We start from the raw sequence: 17,931 nt of genomic DNA, 5'->3' as shown, positions 1-17,931 counted from the left end.
TCAGGCCCGGGTCGCGGCCAGCTGGCCGCAGGCGCCGTCGATCTCGCGGCCGCGGGTGTCGCGGACGGTGGTGGGGATGCCGCGGGCCTCGAGGCGGCGTACGAACTCCCGCTCGTCGGCCGGGTCGGAGGCGGTCCACTTCGACCCGGGAGTCGGGTTGAGGGGGATCAGGTTGACATGGACCCACCCCCAGTCGCCGCGGGCGAGGAGCACGTCGGCGAGCAGGTCGGCGCGCCAGGCCTGGTCGTTGATGCCGCGCATCATGGCGTACTCGATCGAGACCCGGCGCTTGGTCACCCGCGCGTAGTTCCAGGCCGCGTCGACCGCCTCTGCGACCGAGAAGCGGGTGTTGATGGGAACCAGCTCGTTGCGCAGCTCGTCGTCCGGCGCGTGCAGCGACAGCGCCAGCGTCACCGGGATCCCCAGCGATGCCAGCTGATGAACACGCGGCACCAGCCCGACCGTCGAGACGGTGATCCCGCGGGCGCTCATCCCGAGACCGGACGGAGCGGGCTCGGTGAGCCGGCGTACGGCGCCGATCACCGCCTTGAGGTTCGCCAGCGGCTCGCCCATCCCCATGAAGACGACGTTCGAGACCCGCGCCGGACCGCCGGGCACGTCACCACGCGCCAGAGACCGCGCCCCCGCCATGACCTGCTCGACGATCTCGGCGGTCGACATGTTCCGCTGGAGCCCGCCCTGGCCGGTGGCGCAGAACGGGCAGGCCATCCCGCAGCCCGCCTGCGACGACACGCACATGGTGACCCGGTCGGGGTAGCGCATCAGCACCGACTCGACGAGCGCGCCGTCGAACAGCCGCCACAGCGTCTTCCGGGTCGTGCCCCGGTCGGCCTCGAGCGTTCGGATCGGCGTCATCAGCGGCGGCAGGAAAGCCGTGACCAGCTCCTCGCGCTGGGCCGCCGGCAGGTCGGTCATCGCGGCCGGGTCGTCGACGAGCCGGTCGAAGTAGTGCGTCGACAGCTGCTTCGCGCGGTACGCCGGGAGCCCGAGCTCGGCGGCGTACGCGGCCCGCTCCTCGAGCGAGAGGTCGGCAAGGTGCCGCGGGGGCTTGGCCCGGCCTCGCGGCTCGGCCATCACCAGCGGCAGGGTGCGCGAGGACGGGTCGGACATGACCCGCCCATTCTCCCATCCGAGCGCCGGATCTCAGTATCCGCGGCTGTACGGGGTGTACGACGAGGATGGGTTCCCGCTGGGCTTCGAGCCACCCGTGCCGCCTGTCAGCGGCTTGCCCGACGGCGAGACCGCGGACCACGTGCCGCCGAACTCCTGAAGGCCCTGACCGTTCACGTCCCCGGGCTGCTGGTCCTTGGTGAAGGTGTAGACCGGGTGCCCGGCGACGGTGGCGATCGCCGTGCCGTCGGGGGTGGTCGTCTGCCCGGTCTTCGCATGGAGCGTCGACGTGCCCCCGGGCGCGCTGGCGGGCCAGAACTGCAGGCACGCGGCGGAGCAGGTGGACTTGTTCATCCCGTCCGCGGAGAGGACGTAGAGCGTCATCCCCTGCCCGTCGACCAGGACCCGCCCGAGAGAGGTGCTGGCGACGGCGAGCCCCGTCGCGCTCGAGCTTCCGGGACCGTTGGACCCGGTGGTGTCCGCCGCCGTGGCATTGCTGGTGTTGTTGCCGCACGCGGTCAGGGTGAGTGCGGTGGCCGCGGCGAGCGCCGCAAGGGCCGGGATCTTCATGACGTCCTCCTTGTGGTGACACAGGAGGTACGACGGTGCCCGGCGTGCCGTTCAACAGTGATCTGTAAAGGTGCTGGAAAACCGCAGCCGGCTTCAGCCCTCGATCTGCACCATCACCCAGACCACCAGCGCCGCGGTCAGACCGATGACGACGGCCGTCGAGACGACGCCGAGCAGCATGAACTGCGCGAACCGGCGGGTCTTGCGGGGGATCAGCATCGCCAGGGGGACGACCAGCACGAGCGCCACGAGCGGGAAGAGCCGCCGGGCCGACGAGTCGCTGACCAGCAGCCCGAGCAGCGTGGCGTAGATGCCGGGGATGACGATGACGTAGGCGACGCCGGTGAAGAACCCGACCAGACCGGCGAAGGTCGGGTGGGACCGGTGCCACCAGCTGGGCTCGGAGTCGGGACCGTCCTCGACCTCATTCCCGGCGTGACCATCGGCCGTGGACGCGCCGGGATCGCTCATGGCTCCAGCATGTCACCCGGGTCGTGAGGCACCGGGTAATGAACGACGTCCGGCATCGCGAGCCGCGCCCACCAGTCCAGGTCGGGCGGCTCGCCAAGGAGGGCCGAGCGCAGCAGGGTCCATGCGGTGCCGTGCCCGACGAGGACGACGTCGCGTCGGCGGTGCTGGTCGAGGATGCCGGCGACCGCGGACACCACACGCCTGCGGGTGTCGGCCAGGGCCGCCCACCCGTCGTACGCCGGGTGGTCCGGGTGATCGAACGCGCGGCGTACGACGGTCTCGAAGTCGTCGATCCAGTCCGCGGTGAGACGCTCGTGCTCCCGGAGGTCGGCGACCACCTCGACGGGCCCGTCGGTGAGGAGGCGGGCGGTGCCGATCGCCTTCGGCTCGGGCGAGGAGAACCAGTCGGCGTGCGCGGGCAGTCGTCGACGCAGCACGCGCACGTCGTCGGCGTACGCCGGATCGAGCTCCCACTCGTGCGCGGGCCGGGACGGGTCGACGACCGGGCGGCCGTGCCGGACGAGGTACAGCACGCGGGGCACGCCGCTAGAAGACCAGGTAGTGCAGGAGCAGCCAGATCGGCGCGATCGTGGCCAGCAGGGAGTCGAGCCGGTCCATCAGGCCGCCGTGCCCGGGGATCACGTGGCTCATGTCCTTGATCCCGAGGTCGCGCTTGATCACCGACTCGCAGAGGTCGCCCAGCGTGGCCATCACCACTGCGATCGCGCCGAGGCAGACGCCGATCCACCAGTCGGCGTCGAGCACCCAGACGATCATGGCGACGCCGACCGCCACGCAGAAGACGGCCGAGCCCGCGAACCCCTCCCAGGACTTCTTCGGCGAGATCACCGGCGCCATCGGGTGGCGGCCGAACAGCACCCCGGCCACGAAGCCACCGATGTCCGAGCCGGCAGTCACCGCGATGAACGTGAGGATGCCCTTGACCCCTGCGTCGTACCGGTCGAAGCCGGTGGCACCACCTTCTCTGAGCATGAGCGCCACGAACGAGCCGAGGAACGGCACGTAGACCAGGGTGAAGACCGATGCCGTGGCGTTCTGCACGTAGCCGGGTACGCCGCGCCGCAGCAGCCAGAGCATCGTGACGAGCGCGCTGACCGCGGTCGCCGTGACCAGGGCCGGCGCACCCCAGAAGTAGGCGACCACGACCATCACGACGCCGCCGGCCATCAACGGCTGCTCCGGGAGGTCGACGTCCTTGGCGGCGAACCCGCGATGCAGCTCCCACACCGCCACCGTCACGGCGGCGGCGACGACCAGGATGAACAGGGTCTTCCAGACCAGGAGTGTCGCCAGGATCAGCGCGATCAGGACGACGGCGCTGACGATCGAGACCGGCACGTCGCGGCCGGCGCGCCCGTGGTCCCGCGAGGGCGCCGGCGGGTCCTGTGTCATGTGGAGGTCGTGGGAGGGCCGGGCTGCCGGTGCGGGAGTCGAGTGCTCACACCTCGAGCAGCTCGGACTCCTTGTGCTTGAGCAGCTCGTCGATGGAGTCGGTGTGCTGCTTGGTCACCGAGTCGAGGCGCTTCTCGGCGCCGGTCACGTCGTCCTGGCCGACCTCGCCGTCCTTCTCCATCTTCTCCAGCTGCTGCTTGGCGTGCCGGCGCAGGTTGCGCACGGCGACGCGGCCCTCCTCGGCCTTGTGGCGGGCGATCTTGATGTACTCCTTGCGCCGCTCCTCGGTGAGCTCGGGGAAGACGCAGCGGAGCACCTTGCCGTCGTTGGCGGGATTGACGCCGAGGTCGGAGTCGCGGATCGCTCGCTCGACATTGCCGATCGCGTTCACGTCGTACGGCGCGACCAGGATGACGCGGGCGTCCTGCGAGGTGAACGACGCGAGGCTCTGCAAAGGGGTCGGAGTGCCGTAGTAGTCGACCATGATCTTGTTGAACATGCCGGGGTTGGCCCGGCCGGCACGGATGGCCGCGAACTCCTCGCGGGTCGCCTCGACGGACTTGTCCATCTTGCCGTCGGCCTCGTTGAGGATGTCGTTGATCACGGGTCCGTCCCTTCGTGGTTCAGCGTGCCGCCCGGTCGCTGCCCGTCCGTCGAGACCACCGGCCGGTCAGTCGGCGGTGACGAGCGTGCCAATCTTCTCACCCTGCACGATGCGCAGGATGTTGCCCTGCTCCTCCATCCCGAAGACGATCAGCGGCAGCTTGTTCTCCATGCAGAGCGCGAACGCCGTGGCGTCGGCGATGCGCAGGTTGCTCTGGAGAGCCTCCTGGAAGGTCAGCCGGTCGAACTTCGTGGCCGTGGGGTCGAACTTCGGGTCGGCGCTGTAGACGCCGTCGACCCCCTGCTTGGCCATGAGCACGACCTCGCACTTGGTCTCGAGCGCACGCTGGGCGGCGACGGTGTCGGTGGAGAAGAAGGGCATGCCGGCGCCGGCGCCGAAGATCACGACGCGGCCCTTCTCGAGGTGTCGCATCGCGCGGCGCGGGATGTAGGGCTCGGCGACCTGGCCCATCGCGATCGCCGTCTGCACGCGGGTCTCGACGCCTTCCTTCTCGAGGAAGTCCTGGAGGGCCAGGCAGTTCATGACCGTGCCCAGCATGCCCATGTAGTCCGCGCGCGTGCGGTCCATCCCTCGCTGCTGCATCTGGGCGCCGCGGAAGAAGTTGCCGCCGCCGACGACCACGCACACCTCGACGCCCTCCCGGGCGACCTCGGCGATCTCACCGGCGATCCGGTGCACCACGTCGGGGTCGACACCCACCTTGCCGCCGCCGAAGACCTCGCCGGACAGCTTCAGCAGGACGCGGTGGTAGGCGGTCACAGGGCTCCTCGGTGGTGGCGCGAAGTCGGGCTACCCGCACCCTACTTCGGTCGGGGCGTGTCTCCCTATCCTCGGCCGTCGCGAGCGCGCAGCCGGCGAGGGACGGGGCGACGGGGTCTAGGCGCCGACCTCGAACCGGGCGAACCGGGTGACCGTGGTGCCGGTCTCGTCGAGCACGGCCTTGACGGTCTTCTTGTTCTCGGTGACCGACGGCTGCTCCAGGAGGACGACCTCCTTGAAGAAGCCGTTGAGCCGTCCCTCGGTGATCTTGGCGATCGCCTGCTCGGGCTTGCCCTCCTCGCGCGAGGTCGCCTCGGCGATCTGGCGCTCGTGCTCGACGACGTCGGCGGGGACGTCGTCACGGGTCAGGTACTGCGGGCGCATGGCCGCGATCTGCTTGGCCGCACCGCGCGCGGCGTCCGCGTCACCGTCGTACGCGACCAGGACGCCGATCGCGGGGGGAAGGTCGGCGGCGCGCTTGTGCAGGTAGGCGACGACGGGGCCGTCGAAGTGCGCGTACCCGCCGAGCTCGATCTTCTCCCCGATCGAGATGGCGAGCGCCTGGACGATCTCATCGACGGTCTCGTCACCGGCCCGGACGTTCTTGAGTGCGTCGAGGTCCGCCGGCTTGGCCTCCGAGGCGGCGTCGGCGATCTTCTGTGCTGCCGCGATGAAGTCCTCGCCCTTGGCGACGAAGTCGGTCTCGCACTTCAGCTCGACCAGCACGCCCGCGGAGTGGGCCACGAGCCCGGCCGACGCGGTGCGCTCGGCGCCGCGCTTCGCGGCCTTCGCGGCGCCCGTGGTCCGCAGGATGTCGGTGGCCGCGCTGAAGTCACCGCCGGCCTCGTCGAGGGCCTTCTTGGCGTCCATCATCCCGGCACCGGTCATGTCCCGGAGCCTCTTGACGTCACTGGCGGAGAAGTTCGCCATCGTGCTACCTGCCTCTCAGATGAGTCGTGGGTGTTCGCCGCGGCGCACCGCATCGCGGACGGCGCCGTACGGGGGGTGCGAGCGCTCGGCTCAGGCCTCGGTCGTCTCGGCCTCGGCGCCCTGGTCCTCGGCGGTCTCGGCGTCGGCCGCGTCGGTGGACTCGGCGTTCGCGAATCCTGCCGCCTCGGCGGCCTCAGCCGTGCGGAACCACACCTCGGCGTTGGTCCGCGCGTACCACGGGCTGCTCGGGGCGTGGAACTTCATGGAGTTCCTGTTGCCCTTGATCTCGAAGCCTGCGGGAGCCGCGCCGTCCGCGAGCGGGGCGGCCGAGTCGGGACCGAACTCGCCCTGCACCGTCGCGCCGCTGTCGGCCGGCGCGCCGTCGTCGGTCGCGCTCGTCGTGACCACTGCCTCCGTCGAGCCGGCCTCGCCGTCGGTCGAGGTCGTCGAGGCGACGGCCTCCGTCGCGACCTCGGCCGGAGCCGTGGTCGTCACCTCGGCGGCGGGCGCGGCCGCGGGCGCCTGGTCGGCGTCGCCACCCAGGAGCTCCCGCTCCCACTCGGCCAGGGGCTCCTCGGCCCCGGCCTCGGCGCCCTCGGTCTTGGCACCCGAACGGGCGATCAGGCCCTCGGCAACGGCGTCGGCGACGACACGTGTGAGCAGGCCGACGGCGCGGATCGCGTCGTCGTTGCCCGGGATCGGGAAGTCGACCTCGTCGGGGTCGCAGTTGGTGTCGAGGATGCCGATGATCGGGATGCGCAGCTTGCGCGCCTCCTCGACGGCCAGGTGCTCCTTCTTGGTGTCGACGACCCAGACCGCGGCCGGCGTACGACTCATCTCGCGGATACCGCCCAGGGTGCGCTCGAGCTTGTCGCGCTCGCGCTTCATCCCGAGCAGCTCCTTCTTGGTGCGCCCGGAGCCGGCGACGCTCTCGAAGTCGATCTCGTCGAGCTCCTTGAGGCGGTTGATCCGCTGGTGCACCGTCGAGAAGTTGGTGAGCATGCCGCCCAGCCAGCGCTGGTTGACGTAGGGCATGCCGACCCGGGTCGCCTGCTCGGCGATGGCCTCCTGGGCCTGCTTCTTGGTGCCGACGAACATCACGGTGCCGCCCTTGGCGACGGTCTCCTTGATGAACGCGTACGAGCGGTCGATGTAGGCCAGCGACTGCTGCAGGTCGATGATGTAGATGCCGTTGCGCTCGGTCATGATGAAGCGCTTCATCTTCGGGTTCCACCGACGGGTCTGGTGTCCGAAGTGCACGCCGCTCTCGAGCAGCTGGCGCATGGTGACGACTGCCATGGAGGTTCTCCTGTGTGGGGCGCACACCGGCGCCCGGTTGTTCTCAGTTGTCGCCACCGGCGGGTGCCGGCGGCCCTGACGTCTGCGCGCGACCCCACCCGGCCTGGTCGGGCCGGGACCGAGGATCGTCGCCCACGGGTGGTCACCTGCCGGAGCAGCAGGTGTCGCGGTCTGCGGACGTGCGAAGTCAGCTCCGTCAGGAGCTGCTGCTCCCAGCGTAGTCGAGCGCGTCCGGCCCCACCAATCCGCACGCGGGGGCTGGCCACCGGCCGAGCGCGTCGGGGCCCGCGGCCGAGAACCGTCCACAGAGCGTCCTCCCGCCACCCTCGTCCACAGGCTTCCGCGCTCCGATCGCTGGGTGCCGGCGCCGGCCGCGATGGTGGGCGGCATGCGGATTCCACTCCCCCACCCGACGCGGGTCCACGGGCGCCGGTCGCTGGTCGTCGTCGCCGTGCTGCTGGCCGCGCTCGTCTCCCTCGCGCGGCCCACCGGCGCGGCCGGTGTGCCCGTGGACCCGGTTCCGGTCGGGGTGTGGCCGCTGCAGCCGGCTCCCCGGGTCGTCCGGGCTTTCGACCCGCCCGACTCGACGTGGGGGCCGGGCCACAGGGGCGTCGACCTCGCGGGCAGCGTCGGCCAGGTGGTCCACACTGCGCTGGCCGGTCGGGTGACCTACGCCGGTCGTGTCGCCGGCCGCGGCGTCGTCGTGGTCGACCACGGGTCCACCCGCACCACCTACGAGCCGGTCTCCGCGTCCGTGCGCGTCGGCGACGTGCTCGCCCGCGGGCAGCCGATCGGCAGCCTCGCGCTCGCCGGCTCCCACTGCTTCCCGGAGGCCTGCCTGCACTGGGGGTGGCTACGCGGGAAGACCTATCTCGATCCGCTGCTCGTCGTCGGCGGCGGGCCGATCGTGCTCCTGCCCCTCTGGCGCAGCACCCCGGCCGGAGGCGTCACGCCGGTCACCCAGCCGTACGCCGCACTGCTGTCGAGGCTGCTCGCGCGATCCTCTCCCCCACCGACACGTTCCCGAGACCGGCGACGAACCGCGCCGGCACGCGCTCCGGTCTGGCGCCGTCCGCTCGCCATGCGCCCGCTCCTGCTGTGACAACGGCAATACCTTCGGCGAGCGCCGGCCCGGGCCGACCCGATCAGGCGCGGGGGTGTGCCTGGCGGTAGGCCTGACGCAGCCGGTCGGTGCTGACGTGGGTGTAGAGCTGCGTCGTCGCCAGCGAGGCGTGGCCGAGCAGCTCCTGCACCGAGCGGAGGTCGGCGCCTCCCTCGAGCAGGTGCGTCGCGGCCGTGTGCCGCAGACCGTGCGGACCGATGTCGGGTGCGCCGGGTACGTCCGCGATCCGCCGGTGCACCACCGTCCGGACCGCACGCTGGTCGATTCGTCCGCCGCGCGCTCCGAGGAACAGTGCCGGGCCGGCACCCGGCACGACCACCTGAGGGCGTCCCCGGCTCAGCCAGGCGTCGACCGCCTGCGCGGCGGGCCGACCGAACGGCACGGTGCGCTCCTTGCGGCCCTTGCCGAGGACCCGGACCACGTTGCGACCGCGGTCCAGGTCGTCGACGTCGAGCGCGACCAGCTCGCCGACGCGGACACCGGTGGCATACAGCAGCTCGAGCATCGCCGTATCCCTCAGCCCGAGCGGGCTGCCGTCGTCGGCGAGCCGGGCGGCTGCGGCGACCAGCTCCTGCGCCTCGTCCTGGCGCAGGACCGGAGGGAGCGTCCGCCGGGACTTCGGCGACCGGAGGCTCGCCCCCACGTCGCCGGAGATCCGGCCGGTGCGGGCCAGCCACGCGGTGAACACGCGCACCGCGGTGGCCCGGCGGGCCAGGGTGGTCCGCGAGCGGCCGGTAACCTGCTGCTGCGCCAGCCAGCTGCGGAGGATCCGGAGGTCGAGGTCCGCGACGTCGTCACGGCCCATTCTTCCGGCGTGCTCGAGGAGCCCGGCGACGTCTGACAGGTAGGCGCGCACGGTGTGCGGAGCCAGGTCACGTTCGGAGACCAGGTGCCGCTCGTACTCCGCGAGCACCGCGGACATGTCGCGGGTCGCACCGGCCATGCCGTCACTGTAGGTGGACGGGGGTGTGCACGGACCCCGGCTCGCCGCCGGGCAGCAGGAGGTGCTGGTAGGGCTGCGGGTCACTCGTTCGCGGCCGGCGTCAGTCGCCACCCGTGCGGCATCAGCTCGACCAACCCGTCTCGCATGAGACGTCGGAGCGACGCCTGCACGTCGAGCAGCGCCATTCCGGCGGTGGTCGCGATCGAGTCGACCGGGGCGGCTCGGGCGAGAGGGACCGCGTCGAGCACGCGCTGGTCCCGGGGCGGCACCGTGTCGCGACGTCGGCTCGGCGCTCGTGCTGGAGCGGCCAGATGCGTGCCGGTGTCGCCGACGACCTCGAGCACTTCGTCACCTCGCGTGACAAGGGAGGCGGCGCCGGCTCGGATGAGCTCGTGGACGCCCTGCGACTGCGCACTGGTCACCGGGCCGGGCACCCCCATGAGGTGGCGGTTGAGCCGGGTCGCCCAGTTGGCGGTGTTCAAGGCGCCGCTGCGGGCAGCGGCCTCCACCACGATCGTGCCGCGGCTGAGGGCTGCGATCAGACGGTTGCGGCTGAGGAAGCGCCCGCGTGTCGGAGCGCAGCCGGGTGGCACCTCCGCGACGACTGCCGAGGTGCGGCCGAGGTGTGCGAGCAGTTCGTGGTGAGCGGTCGGGTAGGCGCGATCGGCTCCGCACGCCAGGATCGCGATGTTGGCGCCGTCGACGGCAAGCGCTCCCCGGTGCGCGGCCTGGTCGATCCCGAACGCCGCCCCCGACACCACCGGATGTCCCGCCCGCACCAGGGCCCCCGCGATGCTGGCGGCGACCTCCGTGCCGTACGTCGTGGCCGAGCGTGCACCGACAACCGCCACCGCGCCCTCGAGGTCGTTGAGCCGGGTCGGGCCCTTCACCCAGAGTCCGAGCGGGGGCCCGCCGCGGTGGTCGAGCGTCTCTGCCCGGATCAGGTCGTCGACCTGGGCCGGCCACTCGGCATCGCCGGGCACGACATAGCGCAGCCCCAAGCGCTCCCCTCGCTCGAGCTCGGCGGCAGGATCGAGCCCACTCAGACGGGTGGCGACGTCGCGGGCCTCGGGCGTGTTCTGTGCCGGGTCGCTCAGCAACGCGTGGAGCCTCACCGCACCGAGTTGAGCTGTCAGGGATGCGATCTTCGCCTCCCCCGGCTCGGTCAGCCGCGACAGGGCGACCCGGGCCAGGCGGTCGTCGTCGGTCATGACGCGCGCCGGGCGACGCTGTCCTGCAGGAGCGCCTCGCCCTGGCGCAGCCGGAACGCGGTGTCGACGTCGGACACGGTCGGGACAGCACGACCTCGCAGGTCGGCGACCGTCCAGGCGACCCGATGCACTCGCACCGCACCCCGACGACTGAGCCTCCCGGCGAGAACCTCCTGCTCCAGCCGTGCCGCGCCCAGGTCCGGCAGGGGCCACTCCCGAGCGAGCACGGCGCTGGGCGCCTGGGAGTTCAGTCGCCACTCGCGACCGGCGTACCGGTTGTGCTGGCGCGCGCGTGCGTCAGCGACGCGAGCACGCACCACGGCGGACGTCTCCGGCTCCTCGCCAGGCAGCGCGCTCGGCTCCTGCCTGGTCGGCGGGAGTACGTGACGAAGGATGTCGATCCGGTCGTGCACGGGTCCCGTCACCTTGCGGGAGTAGTGGTGGCGCTGCAGCTGGGTGCACGTGCAGCGGTTGCCCGGAAGATCGGAGGAGTACTCACCGCAGGGGCACGGGTTGCAGGCCATCACGACCATCCCGCGCGCGGGGTAGGTGGCCGACTCCTCGCCTCGGGCGATGGTGACCTCGCCGCTCTCCAGGGGCTGACGCAGGGCGTCGATCACGTCGGATCGGAAGAGCGGGAACTCGTCCAGGAAGAGAACGCCACAGTGAGATCTGCTGACCTCACCAGGTCTGACCCGGCCGCTGCCACCACCGAGGAGACTTGCCTTGCTCGCGTCGTGATGGGGCGCGAAGAAGGGTGGCCGCCGAATCAGGTCGTCACCCGGCTCGAGCGCCCCGGCGAGCGAGTGGATGGCGGTGAGCTCGAGCGCCTCCTCGACCGAGAGGTCGGGGAGGATCCCCGGGAGCCGTTCGGCCAACGACGTCTTCCCCGAACCCTTGGGCCCGGACAGCATGAGATGGTGGCCGCCGGCGGCCGCGACCTCCATCGCGTACTTGACGTCCACCACCCCCTTGAGGTCCGACAGGTCGTGCTCGGTGAGGCGTCTCGATCCGCGCCACTCGATGAGGCGACTGCCGGACATGGGTGCCACTGGCGCCGCCTCAGGGACGACCTCTCCGCGCAGCTCCGCCCGCACCTGGGCCAGGGACCGCATCCCCAGCACGGTCATGCCCGGGACCATCGCTGCCTCGCGGGCCTGCGGCTCCGGGACGATGACGCGCGTGAAGCTTCGGCGGGATGCCGCCATCACCATCGGCAGGACGCCCGGGACCGACCGCAGCCCACCGGTGAGTGTGAGCTCGCCGATGACCAGGGTGTCGTCCAGGGTCCGCTGGCTCACCTCGCCGCACGCCGCCAGGATCGCCAGCGCGATCGCGAGATCGAAGTGCGTGCCGCGCTTCACGAGATCGGACGGCGCCAGCAGGATGGTGACGCGCCGGGTCGCACCCGGCCACTGGACGCCGGTGTTGGAAATGGCCATCCGACAGCGGTCGCGGGCCTCGTTCAACGAGGCGTCCGGGCGCCCGACGAGGGTCGTCCCGGGTGAGCCTGGCGAGACGTCGGCCTGCACGTCGATCAGATGTCCGACTGACCCCTGGAGGGAGACGGTGTGGGCGGTGGCGAGCGCCATCAGACGAGCCCCGGGACGTGCTCGACTGCCGCTGCACCACGTTGTGCCTTGTGCACGGCGACCAGGTCGATCCGGGTCTCCGCCGGCCGGACCTGGTGGGCCTCCGCCCACAGCGCACCCAGTCGCTTGAGCCGGTCCAGCTTGTCCGGCGTGATCGCCTCGTGCGGGGTGCCGTAGGCGTCGGAGGTGCGGGTCTTCACCTCGCACACCACGAGTACGGCACCGTCACGCAGCACCAGGTCGATCTCACCCGCCTCGCACCGCCAGTTGCGGTCGAGCACGACCATCCCCTGGTCGGCCAGATGGCGGGCGGCGACGCTCTCGCCGTACCGGCCGAGAGCCTGCCGCCGTCCCGAGGGAGCATCCGTCGTCGAGGTCATGCGCCCCAGCGTGGGCGCGACCGCCCTCCGTCAGAGACGCCGCACCCGCCGTCTGTGGACGGCGGGTGCGGAGAGAGCGTCTGTGGACGGAAAGCGGTCCGTGACTCAGTTGATCAGCTTGATGACCGGCGGTCCGACACCCAGGTAGTCGATGACCTTGCCGTCGCTGTCTCGCGGCATCGCGTCGATGTTGAAGAAGACGACGTTGAGCTGGGTGACGCCGTTGTTGTCGACCACGACGCCGTTGTCCGGGGTGCCGGTCTTGCTGCCCTTGACCGCGGTGGTCGTAGCCGTCTCGTCGGTGATGAACCCCGGACGGACGTCGACGATGGACCAGGTGTTCGACCCACCGCTGTCGGGCTGCACCTTCAGGACGGGGACCCAGACGAACCGGGGGTCGTCGGTGATCGAGTTGTCGAGCGCCTGCCCGCCGCTGTAGGCAGGGTCGCAGATGGTCGCGAGCGACTTGCCGTCCTGCAGGTAGCAGGTCAGGACGTTGTTGTCGATGGGGTAGTTCTTGCTGTTCACGGTCACGCTCCGGCTGTTGTTGCAGCCCGGCGTGGTCCCCGCCGTCGTCAGGAGCCCTGGCCAGGTGTTGCTGCCGTCGGTGATGCCGGTGATCAGGCCGGCAGTGGCGACGTTGGCGGCCAGACCTGTGTCGGTGTCGACGCAGTTGGTGTCCGGTAGCAGCGTGCTGCCGGAGGACACGACTGCGCCGTTTATACCGTCGGTGCACTCACCGACCGGACTGTCCGTGGCCCACTGGACGTGCTTGGTCAGGCTGAGGGGGGACTGCAGGCCGGAGGCGATGTTCACGGGGAGGTCGTTCGCACTCGCCACATCGGTGCGCGGCAGCTTCAAGGTGCCGAAGTTGCCGTCGAGCGACCCTGCCCCGCACTGCAGCACGGCGTTGCCCACCACCAGCGGAACCGCTTGGGACCGCGGTGACCACTGGTTGTTGTACTTGTCGAACACCCGGACCCACCACACGGCCTGGACCTGGGCCACCGCGTCAGGGATGTTGACCTGGACCGTGCTCTGTGGGTTGTTGCTGTACCCGTTGCCGCTCGCGTTGAGGTTGGTCTTGGTCGTGTCACCCATCAGCCAGAACGAGGACTGGGTCTGGACCAGGGTCGGGTCCGGGTTGTCGCCCCGGAAGAACCCGATCTTGGTGGTCTGATCCCACTTCGAGGCCGCGAGTTGCAGCATGTTGCCCGTGGAGTTGACCGTCAGCCCGGCCACCGGGTTGCCGGTGGAGTCGAGGGGCGTGGCCGGCTGCACCAGGCCCGTGTCGTTCGAGTCCGTGTCGTAGGCCAGCGTCGGCGCGACGGGGTTGACGTGACCGTTGGCCGGGTTGGCGATCGTCTGCAGTCCGTAGTCGCAGCCCTGCACCGCGAACATCGGGAGGACCCGCAGCCCCGGTGAGTAGATGTTGACCACTGCCTTGGCACCCACGTACGCGCCCTGGAAGCCCATGGCGCGTGCCATGCCGAAGCTCACGTAGTTGTTCGGCGCGGTGACCTGAAGGCCGTCCTTGCCCGCGACGGTCACGAACCGCACGTCACCGTTGGTCAGGTTGCCATCAGTCAGCTGCGCCGTGGTCACACAGGTGTTCGACGTCCAGCAGCTCTGCTTGTCGTCCTGCGGTTGGTTGGCGTTCATAGAGGCGGCGATCGCGCTGAGCACCGCGGCGCTGGGCGTGTCACCCACGTGTCCGGTCTGGGTCATCTGGGCGGCAGCCGCGAATGCCCCGAAGTCGGCTTGGGTCTGGGTCTGGGTGTGACGACCCACCTCGCTGCCGATGTCGGTGCCGAGCGCCGCGAGCGCCATGAGAAGCGCCGCGAGCAGGGCGAACATGATCGCCACGCTGCCTCGCTCTCGGCGCGGGCGAAGCCGATGCCTCAGCACGACGAGACCTCGTCGTCCTCGATCTGTGCCGACACCGTCCGCGTGATCGTCCCTCCGGTGGGCACGGGCAGGAAGTCCAGGAGCTGGGCGTTGGCCGTCACCGTGACCGTGAAACTGGTACCTCGGGTCGGCGAACTCGTCACGTCTGGGTTCTTGGTCACCCCTGTGACCTGCGCCGACTGTGCCTGCGCGTACGCAAGCGCCTGGCCGCTACCCCAGCAGTCTCCGACCTCGAGCTTGCGAGCGACCGTACTGGCCGCTCCCGACGTGTTCTGCCCGACGTAGAAGTACCAGCCGTACTCGATCAGCCCGAAGATCAGCACGAAGAACGGGATCATCACCAGCGCGAACTCGACCGCGGCTGCGCCGCCCTCGTCGCGCCCTCTCCGGATCCTCGTCATGCCACTCCGCCTTCTCGTCCGTCCGTGTCCGGCCGGTCACGGGCACAGGACGGCGCACTGTGCGTGGCTGAGAGTATGGGAGTGGGACACGACGCGACGCCGAAATGGCGAAACAGGTCATCCCGTGTCCCCGCGTGGCGCAGGGCCGGGCTTGGAAGTCCGAGTCAAATTTCTGTGGCCTAGACCAGGAAAGCCCTGTTGGGGTTCGCTCCCGGTCGGCTGTGCTCTCCGACCCCAGCGGTTCGCGAGGCACTGGGCGCTCGTTGCGCCCCCTTTCCGTGGGCCCTGGGCCCGGCCTCGTCGACCGTCGGGTCAGTTGATCAGTCGCAGCTGTTGGGTCCCCTTTCCCGTGTACTTCTTGACGTCCTGGCAGATGGTGATCGGGCACTGCGGGAGAGCCGCCTGGTTGATCATGATGACCTGCAGGGACAGCAGGCTCTTGCCGTTGGAGGTCATCGTCAGTCCGTTGCACGACGACGAGGTGCACGTCGCCTCGGGCGTGTTCTTGTACGCGGAGTTCAACTGGTCGGTGATGAAGGCCGGACGGAAGTCGATGATCTGATACTTGTCGGACCCGCCTGACGGTGTGGTGCCCAGCACTGGCACGTACACGAAACGGGGTGACGTGAAGATCGCCGTGGTGAACGCCGGCGCCGACAGGGTGTAGTTCTGAGCGTCGACGTCTCCCACGGTCACATCACCGACAGCACTCGTGTCGAAGAAGCAGGACAGCGTGTCGTTGTTGATGGTGATGCCCCTGAAGACGGTCGTGGCGGGGGTACCGTCCGGAGCGCACCCCGTGTTCGCGCCGACATGGGTCAGCAAGCCGGGCACTGTGGGGTTGGGATTCGGCACGCCGATCAACAGCCCCTCGTACGCCGAGTCGGCTGCGACGTCGCCGGTCTTCGTGTCCACGCAGTTGGTGTTGTCATTGGGCCAGAGAACCGTCCCGTCCCCCGCGGACAACGGGCAGGTCCACGGCGACTGCGGGTTGGGGAAGTAGTCGAGTGGGTGCTCGAGACCGGTCGCCACGTTGTAGGCGATGTTGTCGGTCTCCCCCTTGGGGCCTTGGCTGTTGTTGAGCAAGAGGCTCCCGAAGTTGCCGACATTCCCACCTTGGGAGCACACCAGGTTGGGGGCGCCCACGGTGAGAGGCAGCGCGTTCAGCGTGCCCTTCTTGTCCGCCACCGCTGACCACTGGGCCACACCGGCCGAGTCGGGCGCGAAGATGCGCACGTACCACGTGTCCTGAGCCAGTTTCGTCGACGAGAAGTCGGGGATCAGGATCTTGGTGTCGGTGACCATGTCAGGCGTGAGGGCGAACTCCGTGGGCGGTGGTCCCGCCGACGTGCTGCCGGACTCGAAGAACCCCACCTTCGTGGCGCCTGTGAATCCCGATCCGTCGATCTCCAGGGAGGTCGGTGTCGCCAACGGGTAGGCGACCGTCGGGGGGTTGGAGGCCGGGTTGGTGACCAAGGCGGTCTCGGCCGCATTGTTGGTCTGGCTGCCGGAGTCGAGATTGACGGCGTTGGCCGCCAGACCATTGCTCGGCTGGGCGATGGTCTGGTTTCCGTAGTCGCAGCCCTGCGCCGCGTAGTAGGGAAGCGTGCGTTGCAAGAGAGGCGTGAAGAGCCCGACCGTGGCCACGCGTTGGATGTCGGTGTCCTGGGCCCCGAAGATCCGCGCGAAGCCGAAGTCGACCTTCTGCGGAGGACTGACGACGGTCAGCTCGGTGGCGTCGTAGGTCTCCTTCCACGATCCATCCGCCTGCTTGGACGCCTCGCCGAAGATCACCTCACCGTCGGACATCTGGCAGTTCGTCAGCTTCGAGGCGTCGGTTCCGAAGTCGAACGGGTTCGTGTTGAGGTACTCGGCGACGTCATTGACCGCTGGACTCGCGGGGTCCGCGGCCGGACCGTCGAGGTACCCAGCACCGCCGAGGCAGGTCCCCCCCGTGGTCGTCGTCGGCAGGTCGCCCTCGACGCCTCCCGCCAGGGCCGAGAAGTCGGCGGACTTCTGGACATCGTGGCTCGTGACCCAGGCCTGGCCGAGATCCACGGTCAGCGCGGCCATGCTGAGCATCAGCACCGCCAGCAGGCTGACGATGATGGCGACGGCGCCCGACTCGTCGCGCTTGCGCCGAGTCATGAACAGGTCACCCCGGCGGCAGGAGTGGCATCCTCGACCCGGGCGGTCTGCGTCCGGATCACGGTGCCCCCGTCGGGGACCGGGAGGAACGGGAAGTGCAGATCCAGCGTGTCGAACTGCACCGTCAGGGTCACACTGCCCCCGGCGACCGGAGTCGCAGAATCTGCTCCGGAGGCGTCCTTGTAGGTCGGCGGCCCGGCGACCAGGGACCCCTGCAGAGCCGCGCCCAGGTCGTCGGACACGAGTGCCGTCAGCTCACCATTGTCCTGACACGCACCCACGGTCAGCCGGCGCAACGCGTCCCCCGTCGCGGACGTACCGGACTGCATCGCGTAGAAGTACCACCCGTACTGGATGATGCCGAAGACAAGGACCAGCAGAAGTGGCACCACGAGGGCGAACTCGACAGCGGCAGCGCCGCCGTCATCACGCCGTCGCTTCGCAGATAGCAGCATCGTGCGCTCCCCCAAAACATCTCCGCGCCGCCCCCGCGGCGCGGGCACAGGTCCCCCGACCGTGCATTGCCGAGATGAAGGCGAATCGGCCGGCCTGGCGCCGACTCGGTCCACCTCTGCCCCCGTGCGCCACTCATTCTCACCACGAATGACGTGGAACCCGAGTTAACTCTTGCTGGTCTAGACCAGCGAGAGCCCGGCTGCAGCCCGGCGGACGGTGACCGACGCCGTCGCCGTCACACCTTGGGCGGGTCGATCTCCTGCTGGCTGAGCTCCTCGACGTTGACGTCCTTGAAGGTCAGCACCTTGACGTTCTTGGCGAAGCGCGCGGGGCGGTACATGTCCCACACCCAGGCGTCGCTCATCGACACCTCGAAGAACACGTCGCCGGACTCGGTGCGGGCCTTCACGTCGACCTGGTTGCACAGGTAGAAGCGCCGGTCGGTCTCCACGACGTACTTGAAGATGCCGACGACGTCGCGGTACTCCCGATAGAGGGTGAGCTCCATCTCGGTCTCGTACTTCTCGAGATCCTCGGCGCTCATGCTGACTCCCCTCGCTTCCCTCGACCC

The 17,931-nt window shown here is 70.0% G+C and carries 19 protein-coding genes; 1 reads left to right on the top strand and 18 read right to left on the bottom strand.

The annotated features are described in order from the left end of the window. The 9 genes from rlmN to rpsB form a co-directional block, all read right to left on the bottom strand. Window positions 1-1,131, bottom strand: coding sequence for a 23S rRNA (adenine(2503)-C(2))-methyltransferase RlmN (rlmN, locus tag VGK78_RS18175; protein WP_331529138.1), 1,131 nt, complete (start codon window positions 1,129-1,131; stop codon window positions 1-3). A 33-nt stretch (window positions 1,132-1,164) separates the two neighbouring features. Further along, on the bottom strand, window positions 1,165-1,701 hold the full coding sequence (locus tag VGK78_RS18170) for a hypothetical protein (protein ID WP_331529137.1): 537 nt from the start codon (window positions 1,699-1,701) through the stop codon (window positions 1,165-1,167). 93 nt (window positions 1,702-1,794) lie between these two features. Beyond that, a complete protein-coding gene (locus VGK78_RS18165; RefSeq protein WP_331529136.1) occupies window positions 1,795-2,172 on the bottom strand; it encodes a hypothetical protein in 378 nt (125 codons plus the stop codon). Further along, window positions 2,169-2,714 carry a histidine phosphatase family protein gene (locus VGK78_RS18160; protein WP_331529135.1) on the bottom strand — a complete coding sequence of 182 codons (546 nt, stop codon included), beginning with the start codon at window positions 2,712-2,714 and terminating at the stop codon, window positions 2,169-2,171. The genes VGK78_RS18165 and VGK78_RS18160 overlap by 4 nt, the downstream gene beginning before the upstream one ends. A gap of 4 nt (window positions 2,715-2,718) precedes the next feature. After that, window positions 2,719-3,585 (bottom strand): phosphatidate cytidylyltransferase, encoded by an 867-nt coding sequence (locus VGK78_RS18155; RefSeq protein ID WP_331529134.1) that lies wholly within the window; start codon window positions 3,583-3,585, stop codon window positions 2,719-2,721. A gap of 46 nt (window positions 3,586-3,631) precedes the next feature. Further along, window positions 3,632-4,186, bottom strand: coding sequence for a ribosome recycling factor (frr, locus tag VGK78_RS18150; protein ID WP_331529201.1), 555 nt, complete (start codon window positions 4,184-4,186; stop codon window positions 3,632-3,634). A 69-nt stretch (window positions 4,187-4,255) separates the two neighbouring features. Next, window positions 4,256-4,969 carry a UMP kinase gene (gene pyrH, locus VGK78_RS18145; protein ID WP_331529133.1) on the bottom strand — a complete coding sequence of 238 codons (714 nt, stop codon included), beginning with the start codon at window positions 4,967-4,969 and terminating at the stop codon, window positions 4,256-4,258. Window positions 4,970-5,086: 117 nt separating this feature from the next. Then, window positions 5,087-5,899, bottom strand: coding sequence for a translation elongation factor Ts (tsf, locus tag VGK78_RS18140; RefSeq protein WP_331529132.1), 813 nt, complete (start codon window positions 5,897-5,899; stop codon window positions 5,087-5,089). A 90-nt stretch (window positions 5,900-5,989) separates the two neighbouring features. Further along, on the bottom strand, window positions 5,990-7,198 hold the full coding sequence (gene rpsB, locus VGK78_RS18135) for a 30S ribosomal protein S2 (RefSeq protein WP_331529131.1): 1,209 nt from the start codon (window positions 7,196-7,198) through the stop codon (window positions 5,990-5,992). A gap of 388 nt (window positions 7,199-7,586) precedes the next feature. On the opposite strand from rpsB, the gene VGK78_RS18130 reads away from it, so the two are divergent. Then, window positions 7,587-8,300: a M23 family metallopeptidase gene (locus VGK78_RS18130; protein WP_331529130.1), complete on the top strand. Its 714-nt coding sequence runs from the start codon at window positions 7,587-7,589 to the stop codon at window positions 8,298-8,300. Between the two features lie 43 nt (window positions 8,301-8,343). Here the strand turns inward: VGK78_RS18130 and VGK78_RS18125 are convergent, their stop codons facing one another. The 9 genes from VGK78_RS18125 to VGK78_RS18085 all read right to left on the bottom strand — a co-directional run bounded on the left by VGK78_RS18125 (window position 8,344) and on the right by VGK78_RS18085 (window position 17,904). Beyond that, window positions 8,344-9,264 (bottom strand): tyrosine recombinase XerC, encoded by a 921-nt coding sequence (locus VGK78_RS18125; protein ID WP_331529129.1) that lies wholly within the window; start codon window positions 9,262-9,264, stop codon window positions 8,344-8,346. Window positions 9,265-9,344: 80 nt separating this feature from the next. Next, window positions 9,345-10,475: a DNA-processing protein DprA gene (gene dprA / locus VGK78_RS18120; protein ID WP_331529128.1), complete on the bottom strand. Its 1,131-nt coding sequence runs from the start codon at window positions 10,473-10,475 to the stop codon at window positions 9,345-9,347. Then, window positions 10,472-12,067: a YifB family Mg chelatase-like AAA ATPase gene (locus VGK78_RS18115; RefSeq protein ID WP_331529127.1), complete on the bottom strand. Its 1,596-nt coding sequence runs from the start codon at window positions 12,065-12,067 to the stop codon at window positions 10,472-10,474. The genes dprA and VGK78_RS18115 overlap by 4 nt, the downstream gene beginning before the upstream one ends. Continuing rightward, on the bottom strand, window positions 12,067-12,447 hold the full coding sequence (locus VGK78_RS18110; RefSeq protein ID WP_331529126.1) for a YraN family protein: 381 nt from the start codon (window positions 12,445-12,447) through the stop codon (window positions 12,067-12,069). Before VGK78_RS18110 ends, VGK78_RS18115 begins: the two co-directional genes overlap by 1 nt. A gap of 105 nt (window positions 12,448-12,552) precedes the next feature. Beyond that, entirely contained in the window at window positions 12,553-14,313 is a 1,761-nt protein-coding gene (locus tag VGK78_RS18105) for a hypothetical protein (protein ID WP_331529125.1), read from the bottom strand. 35 nt (window positions 14,314-14,348) lie between these two features. Further along, the gene (locus VGK78_RS18100; protein ID WP_331529124.1) at window positions 14,349-14,756 is read right to left on the bottom strand and encodes a TadE/TadG family type IV pilus assembly protein; all 408 of its coding nucleotides are present in this window, start codon (window positions 14,754-14,756) and stop codon (window positions 14,349-14,351) included. A 312-nt stretch (window positions 14,757-15,068) separates the two neighbouring features. Further along, window positions 15,069-16,904 carry a Tad domain-containing protein gene (locus VGK78_RS18095; RefSeq protein WP_331529123.1) on the bottom strand — a complete coding sequence of 612 codons (1,836 nt, stop codon included), beginning with the start codon at window positions 16,902-16,904 and terminating at the stop codon, window positions 15,069-15,071. After that, a complete protein-coding gene (locus VGK78_RS18090; RefSeq protein ID WP_331529122.1) occupies window positions 16,901-17,359 on the bottom strand; it encodes a TadE/TadG family type IV pilus assembly protein in 459 nt (152 codons plus the stop codon). Before VGK78_RS18090 ends, VGK78_RS18095 begins: the two co-directional genes overlap by 4 nt. Before the next feature lie 236 nt (window positions 17,360-17,595). Next, entirely contained in the window at window positions 17,596-17,904 is a 309-nt protein-coding gene (locus VGK78_RS18085; protein WP_329650777.1) for a DUF2469 domain-containing protein, read from the bottom strand. Window positions 17,905-17,931: the final 27 nt, after the last annotated feature.

It is taken from the genome of Nocardioides sp. (genome assembly GCF_036503465.1).
GTDB lineage: Bacteria > Actinomycetota > Actinomycetes > Propionibacteriales > Nocardioidaceae > Nocardioides.
Note: the sequence above shows the minus strand (reverse complement) of the source record. Positions and strands in the feature narration are given on the sequence as shown.

Excerpts from the sequence above, each read along its gene's own strand:
- rlmN (WP_331529138.1), bottom strand. The coding sequence starts at position 1,131 with ATGTCCGACCCGTCCTCGCGCACCCTGCCGCTGGTGATGGCCGAGCCG.
- VGK78_RS18170 (WP_331529137.1), bottom strand. The coding sequence starts at position 1,701 with ATGAAGATCCCGGCCCTTGCGGCGCTCGCCGCGGCCACCGCACTCACC.
- VGK78_RS18165 (WP_331529136.1), bottom strand. The coding sequence starts at position 2,172 with ATGAGCGATCCCGGCGCGTCCACGGCCGATGGTCACGCCGGGAATGAG.
- VGK78_RS18155 (WP_331529134.1), bottom strand. The coding sequence starts at position 3,585 with ATGACACAGGACCCGCCGGCGCCCTCGCGGGACCACGGGCGCGCCGGC.
- tsf (WP_331529132.1), bottom strand. The coding sequence starts at position 5,899 with ATGGCGAACTTCTCCGCCAGTGACGTCAAGAGGCTCCGGGACATGACC.
- rpsB (WP_331529131.1), bottom strand. The coding sequence starts at position 7,198 with ATGGCAGTCGTCACCATGCGCCAGCTGCTCGAGAGCGGCGTGCACTTC.
- VGK78_RS18130 (WP_331529130.1), top strand. The coding sequence starts at position 7,587 with ATGCGGATTCCACTCCCCCACCCGACGCGGGTCCACGGGCGCCGGTCG.
- VGK78_RS18125 (WP_331529129.1), bottom strand. The coding sequence starts at position 9,264 with ATGGCCGGTGCGACCCGCGACATGTCCGCGGTGCTCGCGGAGTACGAG.
- dprA (WP_331529128.1), bottom strand. The coding sequence starts at position 10,475 with ATGACCGACGACGACCGCCTGGCCCGGGTCGCCCTGTCGCGGCTGACC.
- VGK78_RS18115 (WP_331529127.1), bottom strand. The coding sequence starts at position 12,067 with ATGGCGCTCGCCACCGCCCACACCGTCTCCCTCCAGGGGTCAGTCGGA.
- VGK78_RS18110 (WP_331529126.1), bottom strand. The coding sequence starts at position 12,447 with ATGACCTCGACGACGGATGCTCCCTCGGGACGGCGGCAGGCTCTCGGC.
- VGK78_RS18100 (WP_331529124.1), bottom strand. The coding sequence starts at position 14,756 with ATGACGAGGATCCGGAGAGGGCGCGACGAGGGCGGCGCAGCCGCGGTC.
- VGK78_RS18095 (WP_331529123.1), bottom strand. The coding sequence starts at position 16,904 with ATGACTCGGCGCAAGCGCGACGAGTCGGGCGCCGTCGCCATCATCGTC.
- VGK78_RS18090 (WP_331529122.1), bottom strand. The coding sequence starts at position 17,359 with ATGCTGCTATCTGCGAAGCGACGGCGTGATGACGGCGGCGCTGCCGCT.
- VGK78_RS18085 (WP_329650777.1), bottom strand. The coding sequence starts at position 17,904 with ATGAGCGCCGAGGATCTCGAGAAGTACGAGACCGAGATGGAGCTCACC.